Annotated in this window: 21 protein-coding genes; 3 read left to right on the forward strand and 18 right to left on the reverse strand. The window is 38.0% G+C overall.

Going from position 1 to position 23,526, the window contains the following annotated elements:
* Positions 1–230 precede the first annotated feature (230 nt).
* Together IGL23_RS06715 and IGL23_RS06720 are read left to right on the forward strand one after the other, a co-directional pair.
* Entirely contained in the window at positions 231–1,691 is a 1,461-nt protein-coding gene (locus IGL23_RS06715) for a sucrose-6-phosphate hydrolase (RefSeq protein WP_033594827.1), read from the forward strand.
* An 18-nt stretch (positions 1,692–1,709) separates the two neighbouring features.
* Positions 1,710–2,690 carry a LacI family DNA-binding transcriptional regulator gene (locus tag IGL23_RS06720; protein ID WP_033594725.1) on the forward strand — a complete coding sequence of 327 codons (981 nt, stop codon included), beginning with the start codon at positions 1,710–1,712 and terminating at the stop codon, positions 2,688–2,690.
* Positions 2,691–2,749: 59 nt separating this feature from the next.
* Here IGL23_RS06720 and IGL23_RS06725 read toward each other — a convergent pair whose 3' ends face one another.
* The 4 genes from IGL23_RS06725 to cls form a co-directional block, all read right to left on the reverse strand.
* Positions 2,750–2,911 carry a hypothetical protein gene (locus IGL23_RS06725; RefSeq protein WP_033594727.1) on the reverse strand — a complete coding sequence of 54 codons (162 nt, stop codon included), beginning with the start codon at positions 2,909–2,911 and terminating at the stop codon, positions 2,750–2,752.
* A gap of 108 nt (positions 2,912–3,019) precedes the next feature.
* A complete protein-coding gene (locus tag IGL23_RS06730) occupies positions 3,020–4,429 on the reverse strand; it encodes a glycoside hydrolase family 1 protein (protein WP_033594729.1) in 1,410 nt (469 codons plus the stop codon).
* Positions 4,429–6,309 carry a beta-glucoside-specific PTS transporter subunit IIABC gene (locus tag IGL23_RS06735; RefSeq protein WP_033594731.1) on the reverse strand — a complete coding sequence of 627 codons (1,881 nt, stop codon included), beginning with the start codon at positions 6,307–6,309 and terminating at the stop codon, positions 4,429–4,431. Before IGL23_RS06735 ends, IGL23_RS06730 begins: the two co-directional genes overlap by 1 nt.
* Positions 6,310–6,591: 282 nt before the next feature.
* The gene (gene cls, locus IGL23_RS06740) at positions 6,592–8,052 is read right to left on the reverse strand and encodes a cardiolipin synthase (protein WP_002371124.1); all 1,461 of its coding nucleotides are present in this window, start codon (positions 8,050–8,052) and stop codon (positions 6,592–6,594) included.
* A gap of 181 nt (positions 8,053–8,233) precedes the next feature.
* Here cls and IGL23_RS06745 point away from each other — a divergent pair, with 181 nt between their 5' ends.
* Positions 8,234–8,785: a DUF2179 domain-containing protein gene (locus IGL23_RS06745; protein ID WP_002361848.1), complete on the forward strand. Its 552-nt coding sequence runs from the start codon at positions 8,234–8,236 to the stop codon at positions 8,783–8,785.
* 58 nt (positions 8,786–8,843) lie between these two features.
* On the opposite strand, the gene IGL23_RS06750 is transcribed toward IGL23_RS06745, so the two are convergent.
* The 14 genes from IGL23_RS06750 to IGL23_RS06815 all read right to left on the reverse strand — a co-directional run bounded on the left by IGL23_RS06750 (position 8,844) and on the right by IGL23_RS06815 (position 23,477).
* The gene (locus IGL23_RS06750; RefSeq protein ID WP_002396319.1) at positions 8,844–9,728 is read right to left on the reverse strand and encodes a DUF1803 domain-containing protein; all 885 of its coding nucleotides are present in this window, start codon (positions 9,726–9,728) and stop codon (positions 8,844–8,846) included.
* Between the two features lie 71 nt (positions 9,729–9,799).
* Positions 9,800–10,726, reverse strand: coding sequence for a manganese-dependent inorganic pyrophosphatase (locus IGL23_RS06755; protein ID WP_002360265.1), 927 nt, complete (start codon positions 10,724–10,726; stop codon positions 9,800–9,802).
* 95 nt (positions 10,727–10,821) lie between these two features.
* Positions 10,822–11,586, reverse strand: a complete 765-nt coding sequence (pflA, locus tag IGL23_RS06760) for a pyruvate formate-lyase-activating protein (RefSeq protein ID WP_002357530.1) — start codon at positions 11,584–11,586, stop codon at positions 10,822–10,824.
* A 76-nt stretch (positions 11,587–11,662) separates the two neighbouring features.
* On the reverse strand, positions 11,663–13,909 hold the full coding sequence (pflB, locus tag IGL23_RS06765) for a formate C-acetyltransferase (RefSeq protein WP_002357529.1): 2,247 nt from the start codon (positions 13,907–13,909) through the stop codon (positions 11,663–11,665).
* 289 nt (positions 13,910–14,198) lie between these two features.
* Positions 14,199–16,661 (reverse strand): DNA topoisomerase IV subunit A, encoded by a 2,463-nt coding sequence (parC, locus tag IGL23_RS06770; RefSeq protein WP_002357527.1) that lies wholly within the window; start codon positions 16,659–16,661, stop codon positions 14,199–14,201.
* A 12-nt stretch (positions 16,662–16,673) separates the two neighbouring features.
* The gene (gene parE, locus IGL23_RS06775; protein ID WP_033594732.1) at positions 16,674–18,731 is read right to left on the reverse strand and encodes a DNA topoisomerase IV subunit B; all 2,058 of its coding nucleotides are present in this window, start codon (positions 18,729–18,731) and stop codon (positions 16,674–16,676) included.
* A 204-nt stretch (positions 18,732–18,935) separates the two neighbouring features.
* Positions 18,936–19,364: a CoA-binding protein gene (locus IGL23_RS06780; protein ID WP_010713382.1), complete on the reverse strand. Its 429-nt coding sequence runs from the start codon at positions 19,362–19,364 to the stop codon at positions 18,936–18,938.
* Positions 19,365–19,451: 87 nt separating this feature from the next.
* A complete protein-coding gene (locus IGL23_RS06785) occupies positions 19,452–19,895 on the reverse strand; it encodes an ethanolamine utilization protein EutQ (RefSeq protein ID WP_033594734.1) in 444 nt (147 codons plus the stop codon).
* Positions 19,896–19,907: 12 nt separating this feature from the next.
* A complete protein-coding gene (eutH, locus tag IGL23_RS06790; protein WP_002379468.1) occupies positions 19,908–21,008 on the reverse strand; it encodes an ethanolamine utilization protein EutH in 1,101 nt (366 codons plus the stop codon).
* Between the two features lie 12 nt (positions 21,009–21,020).
* A complete protein-coding gene (locus IGL23_RS06795) occupies positions 21,021–21,284 on the reverse strand; it encodes a EutN/CcmL family microcompartment protein (protein WP_002357519.1) in 264 nt (87 codons plus the stop codon).
* 12 nt (positions 21,285–21,296) lie between these two features.
* Positions 21,297–21,896, reverse strand: a complete 600-nt coding sequence (locus tag IGL23_RS06800; protein ID WP_033594736.1) for a TIGR02536 family ethanolamine utilization protein — start codon at positions 21,894–21,896, stop codon at positions 21,297–21,299.
* A 14-nt stretch (positions 21,897–21,910) separates the two neighbouring features.
* Positions 21,911–22,546 (reverse strand): ethanolamine utilization phosphate acetyltransferase EutD, encoded by a 636-nt coding sequence (gene eutD, locus IGL23_RS06805; RefSeq protein WP_002357516.1) that lies wholly within the window; start codon positions 22,544–22,546, stop codon positions 21,911–21,913.
* A 3-nt stretch (positions 22,547–22,549) separates the two neighbouring features.
* Positions 22,550–23,119, reverse strand: a complete 570-nt coding sequence (locus IGL23_RS06810) for a hypothetical protein (RefSeq protein ID WP_002415554.1) — start codon at positions 23,117–23,119, stop codon at positions 22,550–22,552.
* 67 nt (positions 23,120–23,186) lie between these two features.
* Positions 23,187–23,477: a BMC domain-containing protein gene (locus IGL23_RS06815; RefSeq protein WP_002357513.1), complete on the reverse strand. Its 291-nt coding sequence runs from the start codon at positions 23,475–23,477 to the stop codon at positions 23,187–23,189.
* Positions 23,478–23,526 lie beyond the last annotated feature (49 nt).

Genomic DNA, 23,526 nt, shown 5'->3' on the forward strand with positions numbered 1-23,526 from the left:
ACTCTTAAACTAGTCCTGTTAATTTTTTTCTGTAACCGTTTTTACATTTTGTATGATACTCGTTTTTGCGTAATATGTCAAACGTTTATCATAAATAAATGTAAATTATAATATTCTTTTGATTTAAATAGTTTTATATATGTTATACGTTTGACTTTTTTCTGATTTGTTTATACTATTAGACTAACTACTATTTTCTAATAAAGGAGACATTACTTATGTCAAGCATCATGAACCAATGGACTGATGAATTACGTTATGCGCCTTATTCTTCTTGGACATCTGCTCACCTCGAAAATCTAACTTCTATTATCGCGCAATCTAGTTGGCGTTTTAAGTATCATATTCAACCACAGACAGGACTACTAAATGATCCCAACGGTTTTTCGTATTTCAATAACCAGTGGCATTTATTTTATCAAGCGTTTCCTTTCGGGAGTGTTCACGGACTAAAAAGTTGGGCCCACTTAACTTCCTCCGACTTAATTCACTGGGATTATGAAGGAATTGCCCTTTATCCCGACTCTGAATATGATTCTCATGGCGTCTATTCAGGCTCAGCTTTACCAATAGATAACCAACTATGTTTATTTTATACAGGAAATGTTCGTGATCAAACTTGGCAACGATTTGCATATCAAAATATTGCATGGCTGAATTCTTTAGGTGCGATCACAAAGGAATCAACACCATTCCTACCTATTGACCCCAATTATTCTTCCCATTTTCGTGATCCGATGGTATTTCCTTATCAAGAAGGACTTGTTTTATTAATTGGTGCTAGTGATTTAAATGGACAAGGAAAAATTGTGGTCTATTTTTCTAAAGATCGAAACGTACACAATTTTCATCAACTTGGCGAATTGACGTTCACCGACCAAGAATTAGGCTACATGGTTGAATGTCCTAATTTGGTATTTATTGATGGCCAGCCTGTCTTATTATTTTGCCCACAAGGTCTATCTCCATCTGTAAAAAGTTATCAGAATATCTATCCGAATATGTACACATTGGCCGAAACGTTTGATTTGGAGAATCTTTCTTTAGTTCAGGCTGGGCCTTTTGAAAATTTAGATGAAGGATTTGATGTCTACGCCACTCAAGCCTTTAATGCGCCAGATGGTCGTGCACTTGCGGTCAGTTGGATTGGGTTGCCAGAAATCACTTACCCAAGTGATGTGGAGGGTTGGGCAAATGGCTTAAGTCTGGTTAAAGAACTCACAATTCACAACGGGAAACTATTTCAATATCCAGTTTCTGAAACAGAAATGCTTCGTCAATCCGCCACTACTTTATCAAATGGCTGCCATTTTTTATCTACTGCTTCTTTTGAATTAAAAGTGGATATTCCCAAAAATGAGATTGCTTTTATTCGGCTTTTAGCGAACGAAACGGGTTCAAAAGGACTTTTAATTACAATTGATACGATTCATGGTAAAATAACCCTTGATCGAACATTTGCTGGCCAACCTTTTGCTGAAAAGTATGGCACAATTCGTGAAACTAAAATTAGGAAAAATAAGTCAGTTCAGTTAACTATTTTTGTTGATTGTTCTGTTGCAGAAATCTATGTAAATAAAGGTGAAAAAACGATGACTGGTCGCTTCTTTCCAGATAAAGCGCAACAGTATCTTCATCTATCCAAGACGGCAAAAGCTTGTTTTTATGAGCTGGAAAATACGAATAATTAGGAATGATGGTGAATTTTGATGGTGGTTAAATTAACGGATGTAGCAAAGCTTGCTGGGGTGAGCCCGACAACGGTGAGCCGCGTGATTAATAATTATGGTTATCTTAGTCAAAAAACAATTGATAAAGTTCATCAAGCGATGGAAGAATTAAATTATCAACCTAATGGATTAGCCAGAAGCCTCCAAGGAAAAAGTACGCAGCTGATTGGTTTAGTCTTCCCTTCTGTTAGTCATCCATTTTTTGGTGAATTAATTGAAACACTGGAAAGAAAGCTTTTTGTTCAAGGATATAAAGTGATTTTATGTGATAGTGAAAAAGATCCAGAAAAAGAGCGCGCCTATTTACGAATGCTCGCTGCAAATAAAGTGGACGGTGTAATCACTGGTAGCCATAACTTAGCTATTAACGAATATGAAAATGTTTCACTACCTATTGTTTCCTTTGACCGTTTCTTGGCACCTGGCATTCCAATTGTCTCTTCGCAAAACTTTCAAGGTGGCCAAAAAGCCACTGAAGCCTTATTTGCAAGTGGTGCACAAAAGATTGCAATTATTACTGGTGCTAATAACACAGGTGCACCTAGCGATTATCGATTGGCTGGTTATAAACAAACGATGGAAAAATATGGCACAGAAAAAACGATTCTACAAATTGATAATGGAACCTCTACAACATTAAAAAATCTAGAAATCGAACGTTTGCTTCAAAATAAAACTGTAGACGGCATCTTTTGTACCGATGATTTGACAGCAATTACAGTTATGAATATTGCTCAAAAATTGAAGATAGCCATTCCTGAAGAATTAAAAGTAATTGGTTATGATGGGACAAAATTAATCAAAAGAATTGCCCCACAACTATCAACCATTGTGCAGCCAATCGACGAGATGTGTGACGTTATGATTGACTTACTGCTTAGTAGAATGAAGGATCCTGATGTTGCGCTCGAGGAAAATTATCCTATTCCGATTCAGCTATCATTGTCTGAATCCTGTTAAAAAAGACACCTGAAAAGGTGTCTTTTTTTATTCTTAATTCCTCATTTGCCCATTTTCCCTTAATTCCAAAGCAAAGAGATTAAATAATACAACAACATAATCCCTACAAATACACCGAGCATTAGTAAAACATACCACCAATTTTTGGCGCTATAGGTTTCATTTTTATCTTTTTCGGTTCGTTTCCCGGCAGCCCATTTCCATAAATCGTACTTATTCATCTCTCTCACCACCTTTAATGGGTTTATTAACTTAAATCTAACACGGAATGACAGAACTTGAAAACAAAAGGATCACCCGCGTATGCAATGGATGATCCTTTTTGGGCACTATTCTTCTGGTAACCCATTATTTTTAATTACTGATTGGTACCAATAAAAACTATCTTTTTTAATACGTCGTAAATCTTTTAACTCATGGTCTTCACGATTGACGTAAATAAAACCGTAGCGTTTTTTGAATCCTTGATGAGAACTTAAAATATCCATGACCGACCAAGGGCAATAGCCAAACAACTCAACACCGTCAGAAATAGCCGCATGACAAGCAGCAATATGATCATGCAAATACGCAATTCGATAGTCATCATGAATTTTTCCGTCCTCTGTTAGGTGATCTGGTGTGCCTAAGCCGTTTTCTGTAATGATTAACGGCAAACGGTATTGACGATAATAATCATTTAAAACTAAACGTAGACCAGTTGGATCAATTTGGGCACCATACTTAGAGGTTTTTAAATGTTGATTTTTTTCGATTTTAAAATAACCGTATAGATCAAAATCAATGTCCTTTTCTTTCGTACCCAATGGGTGTTGCTCATCTGTCGGTAAATAGCTAGCGACTAACGTCCGATAATAATTAAGAGCGATAAAATCTGGTTTAGCGGCTTTCAAAATTGCTTGATCTTCTGGCTGTGTTTCGGGATAAATGCCACATTTGGTCAAATACTCTTGATAGTAACCTGGGTATTCGCCAAAACAATACATTTCTAGAGCGTAATTCGTTTTAAAGTTATCATTCATACGAGCCGCCCAAACATCTTCAGGCTTATTAGAACTAGGATAAGTCATCGTTGAGGAAACAGAGGGACCGACTTTTCCCCCAGCGACCAATTGGTGACAATCATTCGTCGCTAACGCATGGGCAACAAACATATGGTAATCCATTTGTGCACGAATTTTTTCAGCATTTTCTGGTGCAACGTCGTACATATTCATTCGTTCATCGACACGAATCATTAAGTTTTGTTCGTTTGTAACTTGCCAATTTTTGACTCGATCACCAAACGCTTGATAACAGACTTGCGCATAGCGTTGAAATGCGGAAACGCAGCGACAATCCGCCCAACCATTGTATTTTTCCACCAACGCAAAAGGTAAATCAAAATGATAAAGTGTGACAAACGGCAAAATATCGTTTTCTAAAAGTGTATCAATGACAGCATTATAAAAATCGATGCCGGCTTGATTGATTTCGCCATCACCTGTTGGAATGATTCGTGCCCATGAAAGAGAAAAACGATAGGTTTTTAAGCCTAATTCTTTCATTAACGCAATGTCCTCTTTGAAACGATGGTAAAAATCGCTGGCGACTTTCGTATCTGCTTGTACAGCTGACTTTTTAAAAGAATTGTAATCAGCGACTGTTAGGCCTTTGCCGTCCTCATTCCAAGCGCCCTCAATTTGAAAAGCGGATGAAGAAGCGCCCCATAAAAAATCGTTCTTAAATTGTTTAACCATTAGTTTTGCTCCTTTACTTGCATGAAAAATAAATTTGTTTGTGGTGTAATCTCTGTTTGTTTGGTTGTCTCAATTACAGCCATTTCCGCAGTATTTGTTACGATGACTAAGACGGTTGGATCATAACCAGCAGCTTGGGTGATTTGTTTATCAAAAGAGAGCAGTTTTTGTCCTAGTCTGACCCTTTCTCCTACTTTTACGAACGTTTCAAATCCCCGCCCTTTTAATTCGACTGTATTGATTCCAATGTGAAGGAGGATTTCAGCACCATTGTCTAACTTTAAGCCAATTGCATGATGAGTTGGATATAAAGCCGTCACCTGCCCATTTCCTGGAGAAACAATTTGTTCCTCTATCGGATAAATAGCTAGTGTTTTTCCCATTTGTTGAGAAGCAAAGACTTCATCGTTGATTTGGTCTAAAGATACGAGTTGTCCTTGAACAGGTGCTTGAATCCGTTGCTTTTCTTTGACTGTCGTTGCCTCTGTCTTTAGGACTGGTTCTTGACGTGACTCGTCAAGCGGTAAATCATTAAAGCCTAGAAAAATCGTTAATAGAAATGCACCAAAAAAAGCAATACCACAACCTAATAAATAACAAATAAAGGCTTTGGTTCCTGCTTCTGCGTAAACTGGGATGGTCAAGAGTCCTTGGTTAGCGAAGGCTGTCCCATAGGAGCCGCCCCAGCCCATTAGGGCCCCACCTGCTGCTCCGCTAGCCACCGCATAAATCATCGGTTTTTTTAGCCGCAAGTTTGCACCATAAATGGCTGGTTCTGTGATACCAAATAATGCAGTCACTGTTGCAGAGGCAGCAACGGCTTTCAAGCCTTTATTTTTTGTGCGGACAAACACGCCAAATGCGGCGCCCGCTTGAGAAAAGTTCGCTGCACCAGCAAACGCTAGCAAATTTTGCCGTCCTGTTCGAGCGACATCATTAATCCCAATTGGCACAAGCCCACGGTGAGCCCCAAAAATGACTAAGACACACCAAATTCCCCCGATAAAACCGCCTAACAAGATGGGACTCAAATTCATTATATAATAATACAACCAATTCACGCCGTCACCTAAATAAATCCCTATCGGTCCAAATAATAATAAAGTGGCTGGAATCATTAAAAGTAATGACAGCGTAGGAACCATAATAATTTTTAGAACTTCTGGAATGACTTTTTCCAAAAAGCGTTGCACATAAGCTAAAATAAAAATTGCAAGAATAATAGGAATTACTGTGGAAACATAATTGGCTTTGGTCACATGTAATCCAAACAAGGTAACCGCTGATTCTTCAGTCATTAATGAAACGATGGTTGGATAACATAAGGTGGCACCAATTACCATGGCGATATATTCGTTTGTTTTGAAAACCTTAGCAGCTGAATAACCTAAAATAACTGGCATAAAATAAAAAAGTGCATCGGAAGCGGCGCTTAAAATAATATACGTATTCAAAGGTTTTAAATCGACCTGGTAAAAATTGTTTGCGACCATCACAGCGATGGCTAGAATTCCTTTTAACATGCCTGAAGCGGCAATTGCTGGTACGACAGGTGTGAAAATCGCGGCAACAGTATTTAAAATTCGATTACCTAATGAATTTTTTTCTTTTGTGGATGTTTTGGTCGTAAGTTGCTGAGCCAACAAAGGTTCTAGAGCATTATAGACATGCGCGACTTTATTGCCTAAAACCACTTGATACTGCCCGCCGCTTTCAACAACAGAAATGACACCTTCTGTTTGTAGTAAGGCTTCTTTCTTCGCTTGTTTCGTATCTTTCAATACGAAACGCAATCGTGTATAACAATGTGTGACATCCACGATATTGTCTTTGCCACCTACGTCTTTCAAAATTTCTTTTGCTATTGCTTGGTAGTCCATGGTGACCACTCCTTATCTATAAAATAACAGCTCAATAAAAAAGACCAAATCACACATGCACGTTTCAGCAAACACACTCAATATTTGCTCGTCGTGAATGTCCCTTTGATCTGATCTACGTAATAACTATGTTTCTCACGATAGAATAGCTGATTGAATTTATTTTTAATTTACCATTATTTAGAGGGATTATCAATGAATTAGGTAGACCAACTCAGTGTTTTGTTACTAAAATCAGCAGTGAAAATAGTAGTTTACTACATTCACTGCTGATTTATTTGATTACAAGACTGGTGACAACAAGCGTGAAAAGTTTTGCTTGAAGCGTAGCCAGTACCCTTGTTTTTTTATTATCTCGTCGGTTAATAAGACACTTTTTTCTATATCTTCTTCAAAGACTTGCGCTAACATCCACGCAATGTCGGGATTGTAAATAAACGTACTCACCTCAAAATTCAATGAATAACTGCGAATATCTTGGTTTGTTGTCCCAACCATAGCTAATTCATCATCAATCACCATTGTTTTTGCATGAATAAACCCACTATCATAAATATAAATTTTAATGCCGCGTTTGTGTAAGTAATTCGCGTAATATTGTGTTGCGCGGTAAATAAAGGGATGGTCAGGCATACAAGGAATCATAATTCGCACGTCGACACCTGAACGAACTGCCACTAACAAAGCATTAATCATACTATCGTCAGGGATTAAATACGGTGTTTGAATCCAGACACTCTTTTCTGCAGAAAAAATCATCCGAACAAACCCGCTTTTCAAAATTTCTTCTTCTGAATCAGGACCATCTGAAACAACTTGTAAGGACAAATGCTCCACTTCATGATCTTCTGGTAATTTAAAATATTTTTCATGATACGTCATACGTTCTTCAGGATATTTGACTGAAGCATTCCAATCCATGATAAATATCTCTTGCAATGAAAATACGGCCGTCCCGACCAAACGAATATGGGTATCTCGCCAGTAACCAAATTTTTCGGTGACATTCAAATATTGATCCCCAACATTGAACCCGCCGGTCCAGCCAATTTTCCCATCGATGACAACAATTTTCCGATGCAAGTGATAATTTAGACGTGTTTTACGGATCATATCGCGAGAAGTAATAAAGGGAGCTACTTTTCCTCCAGCGTCAACGTAACGAGCAAAAAACTTTTTATTTGCGCCGGGTGAACCCCAAGGATCGTAAATTAAGTAAACTTCCACGCCTTCATGCAACTTTTCGATTAATACATCTAAAAATTGATTGCCAATTGTGTCATTAAAAAACGCATAATACTCCACATGAACGGTTTCTTTCGCTGCACGAATATCTTCAAATAATGCTTGGAATTTTTCTTGGCCATCTGTGAATAATTGCAAACTATTTCTTTTGGCCAACGGTGATGCGTCCATATTCCGGAAATAACGATTTAAAACTTTCGCATCATAAAGTAAATCATAACGTTTATCGCGCCCTGCTTTTTTGTTATCAACGTCCACTTTTTCTTTAATTCGTTGAACCATTTGTTTTTCATCATCAGACAATTTAAAAACTTCTTGTCCATCGATACCTCGTCCACAGAATAAGTAAATAATAAAGCCGATACCAGGCAAGAAAATCAACGTCATCATCCATGCTAAAACGCTGGAAATACTACGAGGTTTTCTAAAAACAGTAATTAAGGCAGCAATAACGTTAATTACTAATAAAAATAACAAAATCCAAACAAAAATTTTCATCGCTTACCTCCTTCTTACTTCATACTAAGATTATATCAAATAACAGTTAAATTAGGCGAATAATATGAGCGAGTATTCAAAAAAAGAATTCATTTCTATAAGTGTTTCGCCTTTGATTCTCAGTTTTTCTGTACTATAATGAGGGCTGGATGTAAAGATTTTGAAAAGAGGTACTTATTTTATGGTCGTTGATTTGAAAATGTTAGCTATGATTTTTATCATTAATTTTGCGTATATTACCTTAAATACTATTCGTTTTATGTTAACGATGAAAGGTTATCGGGTTATTGCACCGCTGGTTAGTATGGCTGAAATAACAATTTATGTCTTAGGGCTAAGTATGGTTCTGAATCGGTTAGACAATCCTTTAAATTTACTTGTTTATGCGCTTGGTTACGCTGTTGGCATTAGTGTAGGAATTAAAATCGAAGACTATTTGGCCTTGGGTTATATTATGGTATCGGTTATCCTCCCTTCTACTACTGAACAATTTCATTTACCAGAAACACTTCGTGAACACGGCTATGGTGTTACACAAAGTGTTGCCTACGGACGCGAAGGAGAACGAATGGTTTTAGAAATTCTTTCCCCAAGAAAAAACGAACGTACATTGTACAAATTAATCAATCAATTAGAGCCGAGAGCATTTATCATTTCCTATGAGCCTAAGTTCATTTCCGGTGGTTTTTGGACGAAAAAAGTTCGCAAAAGAAATGACGCCATTTCTCACTAAGAAGCGGCGTCATTTCTTGTTATTGATTTTTAGTTTACATAATAAAATTATCGTAACTTTAATTTATTCTAAGATAACTTAGAGAGTTCGTACCTAGTTGCTCAATCAATTGTTGCATAAAAACTAAGCGTTCGATGGCCGATCGGTTAGCAATTTTTTCATAATAAAATGCTAGAATATCTGACTGTGCTTCTAAAGGCTCGGCTTGTTCCGTTGCTACTGGTAAAAGGAGTTTTAAGTGGTCCTGGTCAATCGTAATCACTTGGGTCAAGTGCAAACTTTCTTGAAAAATATTAGGCACAGTACTGACTTTGCGGCCTCGCAGAGCTTGTTTAATGACTCTTCTCGCTTGCGAAAGATAGTATTCAGGATTTACGTCCCCTAGCAAGTCATATAAAGCGCTGAAGGCTTCTGGCAAGGCTTCCTCTTTGCCCAAATAATCAAAATAACGCGGCATTGTTGGAACCTCTGTCTTCTCTTTTTCAAGCGTAATTATAGATAGTTGTGCCGAGGCCAATCTTTGTTTTTGATAAAATGAGGGGCCACCGCTCACGCCAAAAAAATAGTCTTCCTCTTCTGGAAACACTTGTGGCCAAAAAGATTCAGCTAGCCAAAATAATTGCTCTGTTACAGTTCCTTTAAACTTAGGAAGTTCGTCTTCAGCCATGGTCAAACTCGCAACTTCAGCTGCCGTATAAATAGGAAAATTCAAACGATATTGACGATTTTCCCGAATGATTAACTGACAATCAATCATTTCTGATAAAAATTGTTCTAACTTGGCTTCTGTTGCAAAGGCCGCTTTTAATTGTCTTAAAATGATTCTTTCTTCCCGATGTTCATACATAAAAGTAACAAGAGGGAAAAAAAGTGATTGGTTGAGCAAATGATTGTATTGTTTCGTTTGTTGCGGAGAATGATAGTAAATTGCTAAATCATTCATGTTAACGCCCCTTTACTATTGAAGCGCCTAAGCAACAAGGAATTTATCGCGTTGCTTAGGCGCTTACGGTTTTAGTTAAAGACTTCTGTTAATTGTGGTACTACTTGTTTTTTACGAGAAACAACGCCTGGTAAGAACGCACGATTGTTAACTAGTGTTACATTGAACGCTGCTTCAATTTTGGCTTGTTCCGCACCAATCGCTAATAATTCAGAATCACTGTCTAAGATATTCGTAATAATTAAGACAAACAAGTCATAATTATTGGCTGCATTTTCTGCGGCCATAGCTGCTTCTAATTCAGCTTGACGATCTAAAACTTCTGCTAAGTCGACGGTATTTACTTGGGCAACACGAACTGTTTTGCCGTTCATTGGGAAGCTCTTAGCATCTAAATCTAAAAGAACTTCAGCTGATTTATCGCTTAAATTTGTTCCTGCTTTTAATAAGTCAAGACCATAGCCTTCTAAATTAATTTCAGCAATATCAGCTAGGGCGTGCGCTGCATCGATGTCTTCTTGTGTGCAAGTTGGTGATTTAAATAATAATGTATCAGAAATAATCGCTGAGACCATCATACCAGCAATTTGAGCTGGAATTGTCACGTTATTTTCTTTAAACATTTTATAGATGATTGTACTGGTACACCCTACTGGTTCTGCACGATAATACAATGGATCTGCTGTTTCGAAGTTGGCAATCCGGTGATGATCCACTACTGCTAAAATGTTTACTTCAGCGATATCTGAAATGCTTTGTTGGAATTCGTTATGATCCACTAACATGACTTGGTTTGTTTCGCTAGCTGCTTCAGTGACAACACGTGGCGCTTCAATATTAAAGTAATCTAAGGCATATTGTGTTTCTTCACTTGGTGTTCCTAAAGCGACAGCTTCTGTCTCTTTTCCTAATTCTTTTTGTAAGTAAGCAAAACTAATTGCTGCTCCGATAGCATCTGTATCAGGATTTTGGTGTCCAAAAACTAAAATTTTTGACATAATACACACTCCTTGGTTTTGATTCACTCTTAATGATAACAAAAAATAGAAAAGAAACAACAAAAAAATTGTCTTCTTTTCTATTTTTTCGTTTGTTAACGTGCTAGATAACCTTGATAGTCCTCGACATGTAGTAGTTTTTTCGCATTTTCAACACGATCATTTTTAGGAGGCTCAATTCCTTCTAATGGATAAGGAATACCTAGTTCTTCCCATTTGTACTTGCCCATCGTATGGTAAGGAAGCACTTCAACTTTATCTACATTGTTTAATGTTTTTATGAAGGCATCCAGACGGATTAAATATTCGTCGTAATCACTACGTTGAGGCACCAATACGTGGCGAATCCAAACAGGTTTGTCAATTTCAGATAAATAGGTAGCCATTTCCAAAATATTATCATTTGATTGCGTTGTTAACAGTTTATGCTGCTCGTTATCAATATGTTTGATGTCAAATAAGAGTAAATCTGTGTACTTCATCAATTCATCAAATTGACTAATGAAGGGTTCTTCCCGAGTAAAAGGTTTGCCACACGTATCTAAGGTTGTATGAATGCCTTGTGCTTTGGCTTTTTTAAATAAATCGATCAAAAAGTCCATTTGCAATAGCGGCTCACCACCACTGACAGTGATACCACCCTTTTCGCCCCAATAAGAGCGAAAACGTAATGCTTCCTCTAATACTTCGTCAGTCGTCACCACACGACCACCGGAACCAATTTTCCAAGTATCTGGATTATGACAAAATTGACATCTCATGCGACACCCTTGTGTAAATACGATAAAACGGACACCTGGGCCATCAACGGTACCAAAATTTTCTGTTGAATGAATTCTACCTGTAACTGGTGTTGTCATAATGATCCCTCTTCTTTCAAACGAAAAGGATGACACGTTAAATGTCACCCTTTCAGTTAAATAATGTAAATGTTTTTTATAGTCTGTCGTGTGAAGTTCTTGAAATAACGTCTGCTTGTTGTTCAGGAGTTAAGTCACGGAATTTCACGGCATATCCAGATACACGGATAGTTAAGTTTGGATATTTTTCTGGATGTGCTTGTGCATCTAATAATAATTCGTTTGTAAATACGTTTACGTTTAAGTGGTAACCACCTTTATCGAAGTAGCCATCTAATACGTTACGTAAGTTGTTAATTCTTGTGTCGTCGTCTTTACCTAAACCATTAGGGTTGATGGTTTGTGTATTAGAAATACCATCTAAAGCGATTGTATATTCTAAACGAGCTGTTGAGTTTAATGAAGCTAACAAGCCATTTTTCTCACCTAAGAATTTACCGTCTTGATAACTTGGGTTCGCACCTGGTGCAAGAGGTTTGCCGGCACGACGTCCGTCAGGCGTGTTCCCTGTTGCTTTACCATAAACAACGTTTGAAGTGATTGTTAATAATGAAGTCGTTGGTTTAGAGTTACGGTATGTGTGTTGACGTTTAATTTGTGTCATAAAGTAATCTAAAATCCAGTTAGCCATTGCATCGGCTTCTTCGTTATCATTTCCGTATGTTGGGAATTCTTTTGTTGGTACATAATCAATTGCCATACCATCTTCGTCACGGATTACTTCTACTTCACCGTGTTTAATTGCCATGATACTATCAGTCGCATGAGAGATTCCGGCAATACCAGTTGCGAATGTCCGTTGTAAATCAGTATCCATTAAAGCTAATTGTGGTGCTTCATATGCATATTTATCATGCATGTAATGAATAATGTTTAATGTGTTAACGTACAATTCAGCTAACCAGTCTAAGATGTCTTTATAGCGTTCCATGAATTCGTGGTAATCTAATTTGTCACCAGTCATTGGACGATATTTTGGTGCTACTTGCATTTTAGTTTTTTCGTCGACCCCGCCGTTAATTGCATAAAGAACAGCTTTCGCTAAGTTCGCACGAGCGCCGAAGAATTGCATATCTTTACCCATAACTGTTGCAGAAACACAACATGCGATTGCGCAGTCGTCAGAGCCCCAGTTTTCACGTAATAAGTCATCGTTTTCAAATTGGATAGATGAGCTTTCCTTCGCGATTTTAGCTGCATATGTTCTGAAACCTTCTGGTAAGTGAGAAGAATACAATACAGTTAAGTTAGGTTCTGGAGATGGTCCCATGTTTGTTAAGGTGTGTAAGATACGGAAGTCATTTTTGGTAACTAATGAACGACCGTCAATACCCATACCAGCAATAGATAATGTTGCCCAAATTGGATAACCAGAGAATAATTGGTTGTATTCTGGTGTCCGTGCAAATTTAACCATACGTAATTTCATGATTAAATGGTCAATCATTTCTTGTGCTTCAAATTCAGTGATTAAACCAGCTTCTAAGTCACGTTGGATATAGATATCTAAGAATGCTGAGATACGACCAATTGACATTGCCGCACCATTTTGAGATTTAATGGCACCTAGGTAACCAAAGTATAACCATTGGATTGCTTCTTGCGCATTTGCAGCAGGACGAGAAATATCGAAACCATAAGAAGCAGCCATTTGTTTTAAGTCATTTAACGCACGGTATTGTTCAGAAATTTCTTCACGTAAGCGAATAACATCGTCTGTCATTTCTTTGTTACCAGTGTTATCATGATCTTTTTTCTTTTGTTCCATTAAGTAGTCGATACCATATAATGCGATACGACGATAGTCACCGATAATACGGCCACGGCCATAAGCATCTGGAAGACCAGTAATGATTTTGTTTTTACGTGCTAAACGCATTTCAGCTGTGTAGGCATCAAAAACACCTTGGTTATGTGTTTTTCTGTATTCTGTGAAGATTTTTGTCATTTCTTCGTCAGTTTCATAACCATTTGAAACTAAGGCATTGTTCGCCATTTTAATACCACCGAATGGCATAAATGCTTGTTTTAATGGTACATCTGTTTGTAAACCGACAATTTTTTCTTCTTCTTTGATTAAGTAACCAGGTTCATGTGACGTAATAGTTGCTGGGATATCGCTATCCATGTCATAAACGCCATTTTTTTCATGTTGGATTTCAAATAATTCTTGTAGTTTTGTCCATAATTTGTCAGTGCTCGGAGCGATTGGTTCTAAGAAACTGTCGTCGCCTTTGTACTCTGTGTAGTTGTTTTGAATAAAATCACGAGTGTCAACGCTTGTTCTCCATTTGTCGCCTTTAAAGCCTTCCCATTGTTTCATGAAGTGTTTGCCTCCTTAGTTAACTGCTACTTGATTGTATGTAACAGCTTTATGTGATTAGTATAACACATAACCTTTTAGATGCAAGCGTTTTTTTATTATTTATTGCACTTTCTTAATAAATAAATAGGGATTGAAGATTCTAAACGCTGATATATAAACATTTATACTTGTGAAAATAAGAACGATTTATAGTTGTTATCACTTGTGAAAAATGTACTTCTGTATTAAAAACAGCAGCCATCTGTATTAATACAGATGGCTGCTGTGGAGATATTTATAACACAGTTTAGTTTGTTTGTTCTTCTTCAATCACTGCAGAATGCATCTCGTGGACTTCCATTACTTGGCCATCTTTTTGTTCATCGATGACAAAGGAACCGTTGGATGTTCGTTCACTGATTGGATAGTTTTTCGACTGAATAACTTCTTGTGTGCCTTTTTGCGTAGTAACTAATAAATCTAAATCGGTACTTTCAGACATAAAGACAACACGATGTGGATTTTTCTTCAATTCCCGCAAGACCATTAGTCCACGTTTTGCTCGTCCTAATTGTGTTAATTCTTGGGCTAACATACGTTTAACACCGCCACGTTGGGTAACGATGACAATCGGTGTATCCCCTTCAGAATGAACCAGTAAACCATTAACGACATAATCGTCTTCTTTGAGGTTCATTGATTTAACTCCAGCCGCTTTACTACCCACGACTGGTACTTCATATAATGGATAGCGTAAGCCAAAACCGCGATTGCTAACGAGGAAAACATCTAATAAGTCTTGATCATTTGTTAAATAAACATTGGTAATTTCATCTTGGTCTGATTTTAATTTCATACAAGATGTCGGGCGGCTCTTATAAGTGCGCCAAGGCTCAAAATCAGCCATTTTGGTCTGTTTAATCATGCCAGCTTTTGTAATGAAAACAAAGGTTTTTGTCGGACTTAACTCTTTATAAGGATATACAGCAATAATCGATTCATCGATAGCAAGATTTAAAATGGTTTGAGAAATATGTTCGCCAATTTCTTTCCAGCGTAAATCTGGCAACTCATGGACGGGGCGATAGATCATATTCCCTTTATTTGTTACTAGTAAAAGATGATCTAATGTATTGACTTCGCCAGCATATAGTAAAAAGTCGCCTTCTTTCATGCCGATTTCTTCTGGTTTTGATGCTGTATAAGAACGAATACTACTCCGCTTGATATAGCCTTCGTGCGTCACGGTTACGACCACGTCTTCCTGCGCAACTAACACGGCTGTTTCAATCTTGATTTCTTGGATTTCCTCTTCAATTTGAGTTAAGCGCGGATTGCCATATTGCTTTTTAACTTCGCGAAGTTCTTTTTTCATGACTGAGAATAGTTCTTTTTCATTGTTTAAAATGTTCAATAACTCAGCAATTTGTTGTTCTAAAGTTTTCGCTTCTTCTTGTAAATCAGTAATATCCGTATTGGTTAAACGGTATAGCTGTAAAGTAACGATTGCTTCAGCTTGTTCTTCAGTAAACGCATAGTCGGATACTAAGTTCTTCTTCGCATCTTTTTTATCTTTACTTCCACGGATTGTTGCAATCACTTTATCTAAGATAGACAATGCTTTAATTAAACCAGCAACAATGTGCTCACGTTTGCGAGCTTTGTCCAACTCAAATTGACAACGGTTAATGATAACTGATTTGCGGTGCGTAATGTAACTTTCTAAAATCCGTTTTAGGCCCACTTGTTGCGGGGTCATGTTGTCGATGGCTACCATGTTAAAGTTGTAATTGATTTGCAATTCAGTGTTTTTAAATAGATAATTTAAAATACCTTCTGCATTGACATCTTTTTTTAGTTCAACAACAATTTGCAAGCCAGTTCTGTCACTTTCGTCACGAACTTCGGCAATGCCGTCTACTTTTTTATTTAAACGGATTTCATCCATCTTCTTCACTAGCGTTGCTTTGTTGACTTCATAAGGAATTTCAGAAATGACAATTTGTTGCTTGCCGCCTTTTAAGGGCTCAATCTTTGTCTTCGCACGTAAAATTACTTTACCACGGCCGGTTTCGTAGGCTTTTTTAATTTCTGCTTTTCCTTGTAGAATCCCACCTGTTGGGAAATCTGGTCCTGGAATGTATTCCATTAATTTCTCTAAACTTGCATTAGGATGATCAATTAAATACACAGTTCCATCAATGATTTCCGCTAAATTATGCGTAGGAATTTCTGTTGCATAGCCTGCTGAAATCCCCGTTGAGCCGTTTACCAATAAATTAGGATATTTGGCTGGTAAAACAGTGGGTTCTTTTTCTGTATCGTCAAAATTCCAAACGAAATCGACGGTATTTTTGTCGATATCTTTTAACAACTCACCACTTAACTGTGATAAACGAGCTTCTGTATAACGCATCGCCGCTGGTGGGTCGCCATCCATACTTCCGTTGTTTCCGTGCATTTCAATTAGTACTTCCCGTAATTTCCAGTCTTGACTTAGACGCACCATCGCTTCATAAATACTACTGTCGCCATGGGGATGATAATTCCCCATAATGTTTCCGACAGATTTTGCTGATTTACGAAAGCCTTTATCAAAGGTATTGCCGTCTTTATTCATTGAAAAGAGAATGCGGCGTTGTACTGGTTTTAGCCCATCTCGAATATCTGGTAGGGCCCGTTCTTGAATGATGTATTTGGAATATCTTCCAAAACGATCGCCCATTACTTCTTCAAGGGTTAATTCTTGAACTTCTTGGCGTTTTTCCAAAATTGTCACTCCCTACTCTATGTCAAACAAACTGATTTCAGTGTCATCGGTTTGTTCTGCTTCTTTTGTTTTTTCCGCATCTAAAAGACTTTCTCCTGTTGGTGCAGAAGTGTCTTCTTCTGAACGATCTAAAATACTGCCATCTTCTTCCAACGTAAATTGAACATGTTGTTCAATCCATTTTCGACGAGGTTCGACTTTGTCGCCCATTAATGTGGTCACACGGCGTTCTGCTTGAGCTGCATCATCAATCCGAACACGAATTAAGGTTCTAGTTTCAGGATCCATCGTTGTTTCCCAAAGTTGTTCTGCATTCATTTCACCCAAACCTTTATAGCGTTGGAGCATATAGCCTTTACCAACTTTATCAATCACTTCTGCCAATTCACCATCGGTCCAAGCATACTCAATGACTGATTTTTTTCCAGTTCCTTTAGAGACTTTATAAAGTGGTGGTAAGGCAATGTAGACTTTGCCGGCTTCAATTAATGGTTTCATATAACGATAGAAGAACGTTAATAGCAACACTTGAATATGTGCACCATCGGTATCCGCATCGGTCATGATGATGATTTTATCATAATTACAATCTTCAATTGAAAATTCAGGACCAACGCCTGCGCCAATTGTATAGATCATAGTATTGATTTCTTCGTTTTTCAAGATGTCTTGCATTTTCGCTTTTTCCGTATTAATGACTTTTCCTCGTAGCGGTAAAATGGCTTGAAACTTCCGATCGCGTCCTTGTTTTGCTGAACCACCGGCCGAGTCTCCTTCGACAAGATATAATTCATTTTTCTTAGGATTTCTGGATTGAGCTGGGGTTAATTTTCCAGAAAGTAACGATTCGCCTTTTTTCCGTTTTTTACCGTTCCGGCTTTCTTCACGGGCTTTGCGAGCCGCTTCACGGGCTTCACGGGCTTTAATCGCTTTCCGAATTAATGATTGACTCATTTCACTGTTTTCTTGTAAATAGAAGCCCATTTGTTCGCCTACGACGTTATCGACAACGGTTCTTGCTAAAGGTGTACCTAATTTCCCTTTGGTTTGGCCCTCGAACTGTAGTAAGTTTTCTGGTACTCGAATAGAAAGGACGGCTGCTAAGCCTTCACGGAAGTCGCTACCTTCTAAATTTTTATCTTTTTCTTTTAATAGTCCTACTTTACGTGCATATTCATTGTACGCCTTTGTCATTGACGTTTTCATACCGACTTCGTGGGTACCGCCATCTTTTGTGCGGACATTGTTAACGAAAGATAAAACATTTTCAGAATAGCCATCGTTGTATTGGTAAGCTAATTCAACTTCAATACCTTCTTTGGCTCCTGAAAAATAAACAACGTGTGTTAATGTATCTTTTTCTTCATTTAGATAGGCAACAAATTCTTTAATGCCTTCTTCGTAGTGAAAGACTTCTTCTTTGGGTTCTTCCCCACGTTCATCTGTTAAAGTAATTTTGACGCCTTTTAATAAGAAAGCTGATTCTCTCAAACGTTCTGCTAAAATTTCGTAAGAAAAATTTGTCGTAGAGAAAATGGTGTCGTCAGGTAAAAAAGTAACAGAGGTACCGTTGCGTTTTTTTGTTTTGCCGATTTTTTTTAAGGTACCAACTGGTTTACCGCCGTCCTCAAATCGTTCCATGTATTCTACGCCATCACGGACAATATGAACTTCTAACCACTTAGATAAGGCATTAACAACACTGGCACCCACCCCATGGAGTCCGCCTGAAGTTTTATAGCCACCTTGGCCAAACTTACCACCCGCATGTAAGACAGTAAAAATTACTTCTACTGTTGGGATACCAGAAGCATGCATCCCTGTTGGCATTCCGCGGCCAGAGTCTGCAACACAAATACTATTATCTTTTTGGATAGTTACGTTGATTTCATTCCCGTAGCCAGATAACGCTTCATCGACTGCGTTATCGACAATTTCATAGACTAAGTGATGGAGTCCACGGCTATCGGTTGAACCGATATACATACCAGGTCTTTTCCTCACTGCTTCCAATCCTTCTAGGACTTGGATAGAGGCATCATTGTACTCATTGTTAATTTTTTTAGCCAAAGAAAAAACTCCTTATACTTAGATTCTCGTTTAGTTAATAAGCGTACATTAACTATTTCTTAAAGAATTAGAAGAAGAGTGAGCCGGTTTCTTGCGTTTTCCGTTCGCTCCTTCTAAAACCATCATTACAATAATACTCTATCTGGGTCAAAAAAAAAAGAGCTTTCCGTTCAGGACGCTCTTTCTTTATAAAATTACACGTGTTTATTCAGCATCTGCCATTTTTGCCAATTCAATTTTAATACAACGGTCCATAATAACTTGACGACCTTCATTTAATAACAAGTTCGCTGCCTCTTCATTTTCCAAACCTAGTTGGGCCCAAAAGACAGGCGCTTCTGTTTTCAATGCTTCTGCGGCCACTTCTGGCAAAAATTCACTTCGCCGAAAAACGTCAACAATATCAATCTTTTCAGGAATCTCTGTTAATGCCCCATAAACCGTTTCGCCAAGCACCGTTTCACCTTTTAAAACTGGATTGACAGGTAACACACGATAGCCATGTTGCTGTAAAATTTCCGCAATTTTGTAACTCGTGCGGTCGGGCTTGTTACTCAAACCAACCACCGCAATATTTTTTGCTTGTTTTAGAATATCAAAAATTTGATTTTGACTTGGATTCTCAAATGTCATTCACTCAACCCCTTTTTTCGTTCTTATTTATTATAACGCTGAGTAAAGGGTTTTGGCAAAATTATTCTCTGAATACCGACAAAATAATTATTGGCTTTGCCAATCTGCTGGATAAGTCACGTAGACAAAGCGGGCATCCCCCGTCACTGAAAATTGAATTTTGCTACTTTTCGGGATTAAAATAATTTCGCCGGCTGTTGCAGAAATTTTACGTCCGTCAATCAGTATATCTAGTTGTCCTGAAATAATATAATCAATTTCATCGTATTCTAGTGTCCAATCGAAGGTGGTATCTTTCATCACCATTAAACCGCAACCAAGGCGCGGGCTTTCTTCTAAAGAAAACAGATCTTTTGTGTAAACAATGTCCGCTGGGTTGCCTGTATCTAAGCGATCGTCTTCTGTTACGTCAATTTCGGGTAATTTGATGGGCATAATTCCACTGGGATCCACTTGTTTAGTCGGCATTAATTTTTCTGTGACAATTTGTCGAACAAGCGTTTCAATCATTTCACGATTTAATTCTGTCATATTTACACCTCATTATTTCACTTCTGTTTCGGGTTTCCCTAGCATTCGATTTGCCATAAAGATAGCCACAAAAATGGCGGTAATCCCTCCAACTAATTTGCCAACAATCATTGGAAAAATCATTTCTTTTGCTACGCCTGCAGTAAAACCAAGGTGGTCACCTAAAACGAAAGAAGCCGAAACAGCAAAAGCGATATTAATAATTTTTCCTCGATTATCCATGTCTTTTAACATTTGGAACATGGGAATATTGTTAGCTAATGTAGCAACCATTCCTGCAGCCGCTACTTCATTCATTCCTAAAACTTTTCCTAGTTTCATCAATGGTTTATTAAAGACTTTCGTAATCACTGCTACTAAACAGAAAGCGCCAGCTAAAGTTAAAGCAATCCCGCCAACGACTTCAATTCCTTCAGTAACTGGTGCAATACCAGGAATCACTGTAATTCCTAATAATAGTTGAATCGCCCCCACAACTAAACCAAAGATAGCGACAATCACTACGCCTTGACCAAAAATTTGGAAGCCTTTAATCATGCCATTTGGCGCTAACCATAAACCTAAAATAATTAAAGCGGCAACAATAATAATTGGAATTAAGTTAGGAACAATCAATGACAATGGCATGCCAGCTGTTAAACCACCTGCTAATAAACCAAAAGGAATTGTAATAATCCCGCTCAAAACACCCGTTGCTAAGAATTGCTGATCGTCTTTTTGGATAATGCCCAGCGCTACTGGAATTGTAAAGACTAACGTTGGCCCCATCATTGCACCTAAGATTGCCCCCGCAAATAAACCAGCTTGTGGATCATTGGCTAATTGTTGCGCTAACGCAAAGCCGCCCATATCATTAGCCAATAAGGTTGTGGCAAACATTGCTGGATCAGCCCCTAGTAATTCATAGACAGGAACGACAATCGGACTTAAAAGATTGGCTAAGACAGGCGCTAAAGTGATAATCCCTACCATAGAAAGCGCTAGAGAACCCATAGCCATAATCCCTTCCTCAAATTGCTCCCCTAAACCTAGTTTGTTGCCAATACATTTATCGATTCCTCCAATAATCATGAAAAGAACCATAATATACATAATAATTTCATTAATGCTCATGTCTCGTCCTCCCTATTCTTCCTCTGTAGAATCAATGACACCAACAATCATTGCATCAATTGGGACATTCGGATCTTCTGCCGAAATACGGGCAGCATTGCCTTGACTAATTAACACTTTGTCCCCGACACCAGCTCCAGCGTTGTCAGCAGCAATTAGAAATCCTTGCTTTTCGTCCTCTTGATTCAAAATATCAACCATCATAAATTTCCAGCCATTTAATTTTTCATCTTTTCTTGTTGACCAAAGGCTACCAGTCACTTTTCCTAAAAGCATCGTTTTTCCTCCTTACGTCAGCAATTGATGTTTCCTAGCATAATCTTTCGCTAACGGGGTTAAATAGGCGTTTTTACTTAAAGAAACACCTGATTCTGTCATTCTTATCAATTGTTTTTCAGTAATGTAGGTTCGTTTGGTCTCAGCTAAAGAACGAAGTTGTTTTTGACAGGCCGCCTGAAACACAGCGTAATTTTCTGAATCATGATAAAAAATCATCCCAAACTGTTGGCACATGTCCACGTTTTCCTGAATCGTTTGTTTCAAACGATACTTCAATCGTGAGTTTTTACTCACTGAAGGTATTGGGGTTAAAACCAATACCGGCTTACCTTCAAATAAGAATGCTAAGATGTTTTTGACTAATTCATCCGTTTCCTGTAAATGCGCAATCGCATTTACTTGGGAAATCGTTAGCCTCTTTACAACCAAGCCTCGTGCTAGCTTCTGCTCCTTGGTTACCCAATTTACATCAGGAAAACGAACAAACATTTCTTCAGGAAATGCTTCTTTTGCTTCTGCTAAAGCCACTGAATAAGACGACGACAGCAATTGTTGGCAAATTCGATCAGTAATCTGTTGAATCAAATTTTCCATTTCAGAAACGTTCATTGTCTTGCCTCCTTTTACTTAAGAATATAGCCACGAGCTCCTTTGGTTAAGCCGCAAGCGTTGGCTTCATCGTAGTCAATGTGCATGTACGTTGCAAATCGCGGACTGATTCGCACAACTACATCATCAAAGATTAACGGACGTGTGCCTTCCACTTTGACTTGTACAATTTGGCTATTGCTTACTTTATTTTTTAAGGCATCTTCTGGTGTCATGTGAATATGACGTTTGGCAACGATTAAACCGTGACTTAATGTCACAACTGCTGATCCGTTCATCAGCGTGACGCCTGGTGTCCCTTCTGTCTTGCCACTCTCTCTAACTGGGGCATTAATTCCTAAAATACGTGTATCCGTCATAGAAACTTCGACTTGTGATTCGCTACGTTCAGGGCCTAAAATAACCACATTTTGAAAAAGTCCTTTAGGTCCAGCAACCGTAATTCGTTCTTTACAAACAAACTGTCCAGGTTGTGATAAATCTTTCACTTTTGTTAGTTGATATCCTGGTCCAAATAATGCATCAATCTCTTGACGAGACAAATGAACATGTCGGCCAGAAGCTTCAACTTCAAAAGTATTTTGTTGTTGTTGCTGAATTCGTTTAACAACTTCTTCAACAATTTCATTCATTGAATCCAATTTGTTCATCTCCTAGTTTCGTGATATTTCAGCCATGGTGCTAATTAATTCTGTAGCCCAAGATTGAAAAAGGCCGAACAGTTGTGATTCTCCTTTTAACTGGAGAATAATTTTATCTAGTTGTAATTGAATTTCTTTTGAGGAATAGCGCCATTGTCTCTGTTGGTTAGTTAGAATAGTTACCTTTGATTCCAAAATGACTGGTTCCATTACAAGCGACTGTTCTAAAATAAACTTCTCTAACCACTGTTGTTGTTGTTCGAAATATAACCAACCTTCTGTTGATAACGCTTCATTCGTTAAGAAAGGCAAATACAATAGATGGCTTAAGTGCCGAATCTCATAAATTGTTTCTTTTGATAAATGTTCTTGTTTTTGTTTTTGTGAGGAGGCCTTCACTGAATGAACCTCAGAAAGCAATGGGTTTGTTGAAGAGAAGCTGCTATTAATCCGATGCTCGCGTAGATAGCTTTTGGCGGCTGGCGTCAGAAAACTGCCTACAGGAAACACAAAATCCGTGCCATCTTCTAGTTCTTTTTTAAGCCTTTTGTTGCGAAGCATATCTTCTGTAATAACTGTCATAACACCCCTCCTCAATGAAAGTTTAGGACAGAAGTAATGAACCTACCTCTGCCCCAAAAAATCAAAATTATAATTCAGTTGTTGCGTGTGGTAAAATAGCGTCTACTTCTGTATGTGGACGTGGAATTACATGGACAGATAATAATTCACCAACACGTTCTGCTGCAGCAGCACCAGCATCTGTTGCTGCTTTTACAGCACCAACGTCACCGCGAACCATTACTGTAACTAAACCGCCACCGACTTGTTCTTTTCCAATTAAAGTAACGTTTGCCGCTTTCACCATTGCATCAGCTGCTTCAACAGCACCTACTAAACCACGAGTTTCGATCATTCCTAAAGCATTTGTACTTGACATTATAATTTCCTCCTAAGATGTATGTTTTATTTTTAAAAATTTGGGACAA

Source organism: Enterococcus sp. MSG3299 (assembly GCF_050555765.1).
In the GTDB taxonomy this organism is placed as follows: domain Bacteria; phylum Bacillota; class Bacilli; order Lactobacillales; family Enterococcaceae; genus Enterococcus; species Enterococcus faecalis.

Excerpts from the sequence above, each read along its gene's own strand:
- IGL23_RS06715 (WP_033594827.1), top strand. The coding sequence starts at position 231 with ATGAACCAATGGACTGATGAATTACGTTATGCGCCTTATTCTTCTTGG.
- IGL23_RS06720 (WP_033594725.1), top strand. The coding sequence starts at position 1,710 with ATGGTGGTTAAATTAACGGATGTAGCAAAGCTTGCTGGGGTGAGCCCG.
- IGL23_RS06725 (WP_033594727.1), bottom strand. The coding sequence starts at position 2,911 with ATGAATAAGTACGATTTATGGAAATGGGCTGCCGGGAAACGAACCGAA.
- IGL23_RS06730 (WP_033594729.1), bottom strand. The coding sequence starts at position 4,429 with ATGGTTAAACAATTTAAGAACGATTTTTTATGGGGCGCTTCTTCATCC.
- IGL23_RS06735 (WP_033594731.1), bottom strand. The coding sequence starts at position 6,309 with ATGGACTACCAAGCAATAGCAAAAGAAATTTTGAAAGACGTAGGTGGC.
- cls (WP_002371124.1), bottom strand. The coding sequence starts at position 8,052 with ATGAAAATTTTTGTTTGGATTTTGTTATTTTTATTAGTAATTAACGTT.
- IGL23_RS06745 (WP_002361848.1), top strand. The coding sequence starts at position 8,234 with ATGGTCGTTGATTTGAAAATGTTAGCTATGATTTTTATCATTAATTTT.
- IGL23_RS06750 (WP_002396319.1), bottom strand. The coding sequence starts at position 9,728 with ATGAATGATTTAGCAATTTACTATCATTCTCCGCAACAAACGAAACAA.
- IGL23_RS06755 (WP_002360265.1), bottom strand. The coding sequence starts at position 10,726 with ATGTCAAAAATTTTAGTTTTTGGACACCAAAATCCTGATACAGATGCT.
- pflA (WP_002357530.1), bottom strand. The coding sequence starts at position 11,586 with ATGACAACACCAGTTACAGGTAGAATTCATTCAACAGAAAATTTTGGT.
- pflB (WP_002357529.1), bottom strand. The coding sequence starts at position 13,909 with ATGAAACAATGGGAAGGCTTTAAAGGCGACAAATGGAGAACAAGCGTT.
- IGL23_RS06780 (WP_010713382.1), bottom strand. The coding sequence starts at position 19,364 with ATGACATTTGAGAATCCAAGTCAAAATCAAATTTTTGATATTCTAAAA.
- IGL23_RS06785 (WP_033594734.1), bottom strand. The coding sequence starts at position 19,895 with ATGACAGAATTAAATCGTGAAATGATTGAAACGCTTGTTCGACAAATT.
- eutH (WP_002379468.1), bottom strand. The coding sequence starts at position 21,008 with ATGAGCATTAATGAAATTATTATGTATATTATGGTTCTTTTCATGATT.
- IGL23_RS06795 (WP_002357519.1), bottom strand. The coding sequence starts at position 21,284 with ATGCTTTTAGGAAAAGTGACTGGTAGCCTTTGGTCAACAAGAAAAGAT.
- IGL23_RS06800 (WP_033594736.1), bottom strand. The coding sequence starts at position 21,896 with ATGAACGTTTCTGAAATGGAAAATTTGATTCAACAGATTACTGATCGA.
- eutD (WP_002357516.1), bottom strand. The coding sequence starts at position 22,546 with ATGAACAAATTGGATTCAATGAATGAAATTGTTGAAGAAGTTGTTAAA.
- IGL23_RS06810 (WP_002415554.1), bottom strand. The coding sequence starts at position 23,119 with ATGACAGTTATTACAGAAGATATGCTTCGCAACAAAAGGCTTAAAAAA.
- IGL23_RS06815 (WP_002357513.1), bottom strand. The coding sequence starts at position 23,477 with ATGTCAAGTACAAATGCTTTAGGAATGATCGAAACTCGTGGTTTAGTA.